The organism is Acutalibacter sp. 1XD8-33, from assembly GCF_003612555.1.
Taxonomy (GTDB): Bacteria; Bacillota; Clostridia; order Oscillospirales; family Acutalibacteraceae; genus Acutalibacter.
The window spans coordinates 1-7,782 of the sequence record NZ_RAZF01000058.1; the positions used below are offsets into that span (position 1 = coordinate 1).

At 54.5% G+C, this 7,782-nt stretch carries 13 protein-coding genes and 1 pseudogene; 8 read left to right on the forward strand and 6 right to left on the reverse strand.

Annotated features, from left to right (window positions below; translation table 11 throughout):
• Together D7X94_RS17445 and D7X94_RS17450 are read right to left on the reverse strand one after the other, a co-directional pair.
• Positions 1 to 476 (reverse strand): N-terminal phage integrase SAM-like domain-containing protein (locus D7X94_RS17445; RefSeq protein ID WP_243111381.1); only part of this gene is annotated, 476 nt, incomplete at its 3' end.
• Positions 463 to 1,089 (reverse strand): helix-turn-helix domain-containing protein, encoded by a 627-nt coding sequence (locus D7X94_RS17450; protein ID WP_120429059.1) that lies wholly within the window; start codon positions 1,087 to 1,089, stop codon positions 463 to 465. The genes D7X94_RS17450 and D7X94_RS17445, both read right to left, overlap by 14 nt.
• 143 nt (positions 1,090 to 1,232) lie before the next feature.
• Between D7X94_RS17450 and D7X94_RS17455 the strand changes: the two genes are divergently transcribed.
• From D7X94_RS17455 to D7X94_RS17470, 4 genes are read left to right on the forward strand one after another with little or no spacing between them, the layout of a single operon-like run.
• Complete coding sequence (locus D7X94_RS17455; RefSeq protein WP_120429061.1) at positions 1,233 to 1,412, forward strand: hypothetical protein; 180 nt, start codon at positions 1,233 to 1,235, stop codon at positions 1,410 to 1,412.
• Complete coding sequence (locus tag D7X94_RS17460; RefSeq protein WP_120429062.1) at positions 1,412 to 1,603, forward strand: hypothetical protein; 192 nt, start codon at positions 1,412 to 1,414, stop codon at positions 1,601 to 1,603. Before D7X94_RS17455 ends, D7X94_RS17460 begins: the two co-directional genes overlap by 1 nt.
• Complete coding sequence (locus tag D7X94_RS17465) at positions 1,596 to 1,991, forward strand: hypothetical protein (RefSeq protein ID WP_120429063.1); 396 nt, start codon at positions 1,596 to 1,598, stop codon at positions 1,989 to 1,991. Before D7X94_RS17460 ends, D7X94_RS17465 begins: the two co-directional genes overlap by 8 nt.
• Entirely contained in the window at positions 1,981 to 3,249 is a 1,269-nt protein-coding gene (locus tag D7X94_RS17470; RefSeq protein ID WP_120429065.1) for a phage NrS-1 polymerase family protein, read from the forward strand. The genes D7X94_RS17465 and D7X94_RS17470 overlap by 11 nt, the downstream gene beginning before the upstream one ends.
• A gap of 665 nt (positions 3,250 to 3,914) precedes the next feature.
• Here the strand turns inward: D7X94_RS17470 and D7X94_RS17475 are convergent.
• The 4 genes and pseudogenes from D7X94_RS17475 to D7X94_RS18615 form a co-directional block, all read right to left on the reverse strand.
• Positions 3,915 to 4,189: pseudogene (locus D7X94_RS17475) on the reverse strand (type II toxin-antitoxin system YafQ family toxin).
• The gene (locus tag D7X94_RS17480; RefSeq protein WP_120429067.1) at positions 4,182 to 4,439 is read right to left on the reverse strand and encodes a hypothetical protein; all 258 of its coding nucleotides are present in this window, start codon (positions 4,437 to 4,439) and stop codon (positions 4,182 to 4,184) included. Before D7X94_RS17480 ends, D7X94_RS17475 begins: the two are co-directional and overlap by 8 nt.
• The gene (locus D7X94_RS17485) at positions 4,432 to 4,635 is read right to left on the reverse strand and encodes a hypothetical protein (RefSeq protein ID WP_120429069.1); all 204 of its coding nucleotides are present in this window, start codon (positions 4,633 to 4,635) and stop codon (positions 4,432 to 4,434) included. The genes D7X94_RS17480 and D7X94_RS17485 overlap by 8 nt, the downstream gene beginning before the upstream one ends.
• Before the next feature lie 72 nt (positions 4,636 to 4,707).
• Complete coding sequence (locus tag D7X94_RS18615) at positions 4,708 to 4,848, reverse strand: hypothetical protein (protein WP_158591075.1); 141 nt, start codon at positions 4,846 to 4,848, stop codon at positions 4,708 to 4,710.
• Positions 4,849 to 5,236: 388 nt separating this feature from the next.
• Here D7X94_RS18615 and D7X94_RS17490 point away from each other — a divergent pair, with 388 nt between their 5' ends.
• The 4 genes from D7X94_RS17490 to D7X94_RS17505 are packed head-to-tail and all read left to right on the forward strand — an operon-like array spanning position 5,237 to position 6,951.
• Positions 5,237 to 5,554, forward strand: coding sequence for a hypothetical protein (locus D7X94_RS17490; protein WP_120429071.1), 318 nt, complete (start codon positions 5,237 to 5,239; stop codon positions 5,552 to 5,554).
• Positions 5,555 to 5,562: 8 nt separating this feature from the next.
• Positions 5,563 to 5,898 carry a hypothetical protein gene (locus D7X94_RS17495; protein WP_120429073.1) on the forward strand — a complete coding sequence of 112 codons (336 nt, stop codon included), beginning with the start codon at positions 5,563 to 5,565 and terminating at the stop codon, positions 5,896 to 5,898.
• A 9-nt stretch (positions 5,899 to 5,907) separates the two neighbouring features.
• Positions 5,908 to 6,174 carry a hypothetical protein gene (locus D7X94_RS17500; protein WP_120429075.1) on the forward strand — a complete coding sequence of 89 codons (267 nt, stop codon included), beginning with the start codon at positions 5,908 to 5,910 and terminating at the stop codon, positions 6,172 to 6,174.
• A 48-nt stretch (positions 6,175 to 6,222) separates the two neighbouring features.
• Positions 6,223 to 6,951 (forward strand): RNA polymerase sigma factor, encoded by a 729-nt coding sequence (locus D7X94_RS17505; RefSeq protein WP_120429076.1) that lies wholly within the window; start codon positions 6,223 to 6,225, stop codon positions 6,949 to 6,951.
• The last annotated feature ends 831 nt before the right edge of the window (positions 6,952 to 7,782 follow it).

Genomic DNA, 7,782 nt, shown 5'->3' on the forward strand with positions numbered 1-7,782 from the left:
ATCGCGTACACCTTAACGCAAGTGGCCTGCGCCTTTCCCAACCCTTGCATGGAGAACAGTAAAGCGCTTATTTCCGCCGGGGTTATCTCCGGCAGTTTCAACTCTCCTAAAGCCGGGTATATCCAGTGGTTGAGCGCTCCCTGGTACGCGCTGCGGGTGTTCTCGCTCATGGTGATCGACTTTGTGGGCATGAATACCCCCTCGCCGTACTGCCGGAGGGTCTTTATCTTCGCCGCTTCTATGGCCCGCTGGCGGTCTATTTCGGCCTGTTCCTCCCGGCTGACCACTTCCCCGGCCTGGGCCTTGCGTTCAAACTCTGCCGCTTGCTTATGAAGCTCCCTCTCTATAGCTTTGCGGCTCCACCCCTCGGGCGGGTACCAGCGTGTGGAGAGATAGCCCTTTTCCCGGCCCCGGCTTACTCGGATTTTGTAGAAAGTTCTACCATCTTTGGTGGTCATTTCTTTAATGTTGGGCACTATGAACCCTCCTATTCATGTCGACATAGCTATCCAGCAGGCCGCGCAAAATCGGCACAATTCGCTCGTTAAATAGATACCGTGTCTGTTCCTCATTAGCAGAAATGCTAAAACCGTGGGCCTTTAATGTGTCCATACACATAATGTACTCGTTAGTATAAGTGAATCGTGGGTCATGTCCTTTTAATGATTTACTCACATACAAAGAACATTGCGTAAGGAAATCGTCAATTTCTCTGTGGAGGCTGAGAAAGTAAGACAAGAGGTCCCGGCGCTCAACATAGCTAGGCCCAAAGTGGTTTTCTTTTTCCACCTGGTTTAACATCATGAGATAGTCTACTGCCTCATAGCTCAACCCCAAAGAATCAAAAGCGGCCCGCCTATATGGGTCAGTCGTGGGCGCGTTAGTGAGCCCTAGTAGGTAATCAGAAGATACTTTGAAGTATTGGGCGGCGTTTGCTACAAACTCTATATCGGGGGTTCGGTCGCAGTTTTCATAAAAGCTTATAGAACCTCTGGACACTCCCAGCTTTTCGCCCATTTCGGATTGTTTTAAGCCTGCCGCTTCACGTAATTCTCTAAATCGTTTCGCAAATATAGACTTGGTATCCATTTTGACCTCCTGCGCATGAATTTGTTGAATTAAAAAATAATGTGCATATAAACCTTGACATTATTGCGTTTGTTGTTTACAATGGAAGTGTACCACAAATTTAGGCGTGTGTCAACAACAATCTTTTAAGGAGGCATGTATTTATGGCAAACCAAGAAGTGCGGCAGGCCGCAAAAGCGGCGGGGGTCAAGCTGTGGCGGGTGGCTGAGGAACTGGGCATGGCTGACAGTGCGTTTTCCCGCAAGCTGCGCCACGAGCTGCCCGAGGAAATCCGGCGGCAGTCACTGGCAATCATTGAGCGCTTGAGAAAGGAGGCAGAGTAATGGAGCATACACCCTTTATGAAAATCAAAGACGCCGCCCGGGTGACCGGCCTCTCCCAGTACTATCTGAGGAACGGCTGTAAAGATGGGAGCGTCCCGCACGTGAAGTCGGGGACGGTGTACCTTGTGAACGTCCCCCGGCTACTGGAAAAACTGGACGCGCTGGAACAGGGAGGGAAGGAAAATGTGTGACAAAAAGAAAGCCTATCCGGGTGCTGGAACACCTGGACAGGCAACAGGACAGGGGAACTTTAGCGGGTACTCCAATCCTACCAACGATTCTACCACAACGCCCGCAAAAGGGCAAGTTACAATTTCTGACTTTCTCCATGCAGGCCGGGAGAACGCCCTGCCGCTTGCAGTCCTGTGCCAGCTTACCGGTATGGACGGGCGGCAAGTCCGGCTTTGCATCCAGCGGGAGCGGCTGATGGGTGAGCCTATCCTCTCAGACAATGCGCACGGCTATTATCTGCCGGGAAGTGAGAGGGAAGTCCGGGAGTTCATACGCTCTATGAGGCATAGGGCTAGAGAGATTGAGAAAGCGGCGGGAGTAATTGAGGGGGTGTACTATGGGAGATAAGATAATAGCTGAAAACCTGCCGCCCCAGCTGAGGGAAAACGGCCTGTTCTGTTGCCGGGGGCGCATTGGCCCCGAAGGAGAGGGCAAGGGTGCAAAGATACCCTACGACCCCAAAACAGGCCGGGGGGCAAAGTCCACCGACCCCGGCACCTTCTCTGACTTCCACACCGCCCTTGCGGCCCTGCCCAAGTACCGGGGCCTGGGCGTGGGCATTTTCGGGGAACTGGGAGCCCTGGACATCGACCACTGCATAGACGAGGCCGGGGCCCTCTCCCCGATGGCAGAGGACATTGTGGGCATGATGGACAGCTACACTGAGCGCTCCCCAAGCGAGCAGGGCCTGCGGATTCTGTTCTATGCCCCGGGTTTTAAGTATGACAAGGCCCGTTACTACATCAATAACCAAAAGCTGGGGCTTGAGTGCTACATAGCCGGGGCAACCAACAAGTATGTGACCGTTACTGGCGATACCCTGACCCCCGGCAAGGGCCTGGAAGATAGAGGCGAACAGCTTGCCCGGGTGCTGGAAAAGTACATGGTAAGGGAGAGAGCCAAAGAGCAACCGGCCCCCCTGCCGCTTGCGGCAAGCAGACCTGTGGACATCGAGGATGCAGAGCTGATAGCCAAAATCCAGCAGAGCAAAAGCGGCAGGCTATTCTCTGCCCTATGGGCTGGGGACATAAGCGCCTACAAGTCCCGCTCGGAGGCCGACATAGCCCTTTGCAATATGCTGGCGTTCTGGACTGGCAAAGCCCCCCAGCGCATGGACAGCCTTTTTAGGCAGTCCGGCCTTATGCGGGAGAAATGGGACAGGCCTACCGCCGGGAGCACCTACGGCAGGATTACCATAGAACAGGCTATAAGGGATTGCCGGGACGTGTACGACCCCCGGGCATACTTTGAGGAAAAATCAGCGGAATTCCGGCAACCGGCGGCTATGGACTTCGCGGACGCGCCAGAGGAAAGCCCACAAAGGGGCTCTCTGGCAGATCTTCACCCCGAGGACAACGACCGCTATGCCAGGACGGATATCGGCAGCGGCAACCTGTTCGCGGACTGGTACAAGGCCGTGGCCCGGTATGTGCCCGAGCGCAAGCTGTGGTATATCTATACCGGCAAGGTCTGGGAGCAGGACACCGGCAACGTCCGGGTGATGGAGTACTGCAAGCGGCAGGAGAGCCCCCCGGTCGTAGGTACTACCTGCCCCCGGTGCCCACTACGGGGCAAAAGAGGCCCGAGCGCCGTGTGCGTGAGATAATTTTGGAAAAAGCCATTTCGTTTCGCTGGGGAACTACTTGGGAAAACTTGAGGTTGTTAGCAAAAGTTAAGGTCAGAGATAACGGGAAATAACGGTTGAGAAATGTTGAAACGCTGGGCTCGCTTTTGGACTTAGTACCATTGAATCCAAAAATTGGATTCAGCCACCGCCGCTTTCGGAAAGCTGAATTCCGAAAGGTTGCGATTTCAAATCCCACCCCTCCCCCCACAAGTGGAAGAAAGCCCCAGCCGCTTGGACTTTCGGGCTGATATGGGGCAGAAAGCGGCGGGCATAGCCCTAGCGGGCTCTCAGACGCGCCGCAAGGCCCCTCTGGGGTATCGGCAAGGAAATTTTGCCACAACTGGCGAAGGCTTCTCTACGGGCCTTGTAGCGGCTCACAGAAGGTGGGTCCAATTTTGGCCCCCCTTGTGGATGCTGGAAAGGCTTTGCGGAGTTGCCTGGGGAAGGATTCCACACCAGCGCCTTATTTTTGCAAGCAACACAAGAGGGCTACGCCAGAAATCGCCATAGATGGCCCTGACAGGCTCTGCAAGGCGCTTGCGCGTCTTTGGTGATGGAAGTGCCGTTTCGGGATTAAAATGCCTTAGAGGGCCACTACAGACGAAAAGAGAGGTGTGCCCCATTTTCGGGCTTCCCCTCTCAGACTATTTGCCGAACAGGTCAGAGTGTGTGCCGGTACGCGCCAGCCGGAGCTCATTCCCCATCACCTTTTATATACCAGCAGCCAATCAGGGGCCAAGTGGCACTCCTTATACCCCGCCCAGTTTCCAGTAAGGCTATGGTCGCGGTTCTGGGGAGGCAAAGCGGCAGGAATACGCAGGGTGTCCACAGCAGCCTCCAGCAAGCTCATGTCATAGCCGCGCTTTTTGCACCGGCGGCGGTCGTGCTTAAACTCTGCGCCGGATTTTAGCTCAAGCATCGTCCTCCTCCTCATCCTCTGCGTCCAGCATAGCGAAGAAATCAGCCGTGCTGCCGGTCCAGCGCTCACCCCCGCCGCTTTCCAGTTCCTCAATAGCGGCTATGGTGGTGGCGTTGGGGGTCTCGTCCCATTCGTCCTCAATGGCCTGGGCCACGGTCTGCCTCATGGTCTTTAGCATAGCCGCCACATTGACAAGCTGGGCCTCTGAAAATTCGTCCAGCAGGGCTACACACTGTTCTTTGTTACTCATGGTCTATACCTCCTTTATCGTGTTCCATCGTTTCATCTATGGCCCGGTTCACAAAGCCGTTGACGCTCTCGCCCTGGGCCAGGGCGTGGGCCTGTATCACGGCCTTGCGGCCTTTGGGCATTCGTATCTGAAAAACGTCATAATTCTCTTTCATGTACTTGCTTACGGCTCTCTGCTGCGCTTTTGACGCTGGCATTTATTTAGCCTCCCTTCTCTTGTCCCCATTATGCCGCAAAAAGGGGCCGGGAACACCCCGCCCCCTTATGCCTTACTCCTGCTCTTTGCTTTCTTCTGCGAAGGTGATTCGTGTTCTTCCCTCCACACTCTCCAGGCACTCAACAATCTTGTCATTGTCAAACCCCTGCTTGCGCAGCCAGTCAATTAAATTCAGGACTTCTTTTGCCGTCATGATTGCCGCCCTCCTTTCTTTGTCCCTATTATACCACAGCCATATATTGAATGCAATATACAGATTGCACATATATTGCATTCGATATTTAGCAAAAATCCCGCATTGCTATATTGCATTCGATATACTATGCTATACTCACAGCCCGAGTAAAGCGGCAGGAACCAGGGCGGGATGGGGATTCTACCAAGCCCTGCCGCTTTTAGAGGCTGGACTTGAAAAGGAGGCGATAGCCCCGGTGTGGGCATAGGTCAAAGGAAAAGCCTTTATACAGCCGCCCGGTCAAAAGCGCTGCATAAAGGCCCGCAGTCCCCCTTAAATGGGCTGGTAAGTAGAGTATACCAGCCCATTTAAGGGGGAAGTCAACAGAAAAATGGAGGAAAACGCAATGGAAAGATTAGATAATGGCCCTGTTATGTTCGTGTACCCCTCGGAGACCCTTAACGAGTATACAGAAGCGACCGGGGAAAAGCTGTCCCCTGAGGCCCACAGATGGGCGGCGCTGTTTGATGAAATGGCCTCTGCCTTTGACAGAAAAGGCAGGGAAGACCGTCAGGCCGGACGACCAGCAGCAGACTGGGAGTGTTTTCTGGGATGGTCTGTCAAGCAGTTCGGGCGGCAGGATGCCGGGGAGATAGCAGAGCTGATGCAGGATTACTACATGGACGCGTACAACTCCGGGCTTACCCGGGGAGAAAGGGGCTGAAAGGAAAAATGGAAAACCCAAAAATCATTGACCTGGACGAAACACAAGTTCGAGAACTGTACCATATCCCGGTGGTACATATCGGCTGCTGGACATTCACAATGGAAGCCTGTCTGCTGGAGGGGGAATTAGGAAAAGCGGTAAGGTCGGTATTTGCGGCCTTTCCCGAGGCAATACAGCGCGCCTTGACCTTCTCCCCGAAAAGCGGCGAGTGGACGGATCGGGCAAAGCTGTGGCAGACCGTCCTAAAGCTGGCATTGTCCCCCAAGCAGTACCACGCCGCTATGCAAAAGTTTCTGGCCCACTATGCCCGGGTAGTGCGAAAGCGGCAAGGGAAACTATGACAATACGATTTGCCCAGTGAACAGGACTTCACCAGAGAAGTGGGGCAGTTTCTTTGCGAGTGCTGCCGGATGGGAGCCGCCGGAGAGCCAAACCCCTTTGCAGAGACTTTTGAGGCAGAGGCCCGGACGTTGAGCGCGAAAGCAAATGCGTCTTTGGAGCGGGTGCTGGACACGCCTGGGGTAAGGCGCATATACCGGCTGGGGTGCAAAGTCTATGAGGACGGCGCAAAATTGCGCTGCCAGCTGCTGGGGGACGGTATGGCAAAAGCAGGATGAAAGCAGGGCGACCCTCTACCATGATACCAGAATGGAGGGCGATAGTCAATGAGCAATGAGGAATTGGCGGTATTGGCCCAGCAGGGTGACCGGGAGGCAATAGCGGGCTTGTGGGAACAGGTCAAACGGCTGCTGTACCAGCTTGCCCGCCGCTTTTACCGGCGCTATGGGGTAGAGTGTTGTTCCCAGCGCGGGGTTACTATGGAAGACCTTGAACAAGAGTGCTATTTGGCCCTCCTGGACGCTGTGAGAGCCTATAAGCCCGCTGGGGGGTGGCGATTCACCACCTACCTTACCAGGGCCCCAGAGAGCCGTTTTAAGGCCGCTATGGGGTTGCGGAAATGCAATCCCCTGGACATTGCCGACAGCATGAACGCGCCCGCCCTGGACGATGGAGAGCACCCTGTGGAGGCGGGGGACTTGATACCAGACCCACAAGCGGCGGGAGAACTAGAGGCTATAGACATCACTGCGGAAAGGGAGTATCACCACGCCGAACTTGAGGCGGGGCTTGCGGCATTGGAGCCCCTGCAAGAGGCCGGACTGCGTGGGCGGTACTACCAGGGGAAAACGCTGCGGGAAACGGCAGAAGGACTAAGTGTTACCTTGTCGGACGTGCGCCGGGAGGTCAGCAAGGGCCTGCAAGCGCTGCGGGCTGATGAGCGCATACAGCGGCTTGGGGATGAGTACATAGCCGGGAACGCCTACAAGCACACCAGCTTTAGCGCCTGGAAATATGGCGGGAGTGTGGAGGAATGGCTGGTTGAGCGGGGGTAACGAGCGCAAAATTGCGCCGGTTAAAGGGGTGGATTACAAGTCCGCCCCTTTTTAGGTACTGTGAAGCCCCTCCCTGCCGCTTGCGGGGCTCCGAGGCCCGAAAAGAGCGCAGTCAGCGAAAAAATTTTTTCTCTCATTTGAGTAAAATTTTATCTTAATAAAGCGGCGGGATTACGGGGGGCCTGCCGCTTTTTACAGTCCTCAGTTTTGGGGCCAGCGGTATTTGTGGAGAAAAGTCAGACAGAATGTCAGACGCTTTGTCCGACAAATGCGATGCTGGCAAATGCAAAAAGGCCCTGCAAAAGTCCTGCCGCTTTATGCCCACAATCTTTGTACTAGGTACCAGCCAGCATCGCGAGTTTATACACGCAAGTATACACAGACGTATACACGGAAATGCTAACGGAAATTCCCGTTGGTTCAATAGAGGCTGCGCATAGCGGTAAAAAGGGATGAGGTCAAGGGCGAAATCCACTCCCCGGAGGACATACGAAGGACATACGGGCACCAAAAAAGTACATACATCAGGGAAAGTCAAAGCACGTCAAGAAATGATAAGCAAAACCCCGCAACCCGCATGAATACTGGGGTTTTCGGCGATACGCTACGGCAAGCGGCGGGAGCGGAAAACAGCCCGGATTGAACTCGTAATGATGAGGTGGTCGGTTCGATTCCGACATCCAGCTCCAACGAAACTCCTAGAAGTTACTGGACTTCTGGGAGTTTTTCTTTTCTCACGGAAAGGCCTGTTTTCTCCCGCTGACTACTTTCTGAAAAATCGGTTCCGGCCTGACTACCGCCGGAGAGATACCGTTCCAGCTCGATGACAGA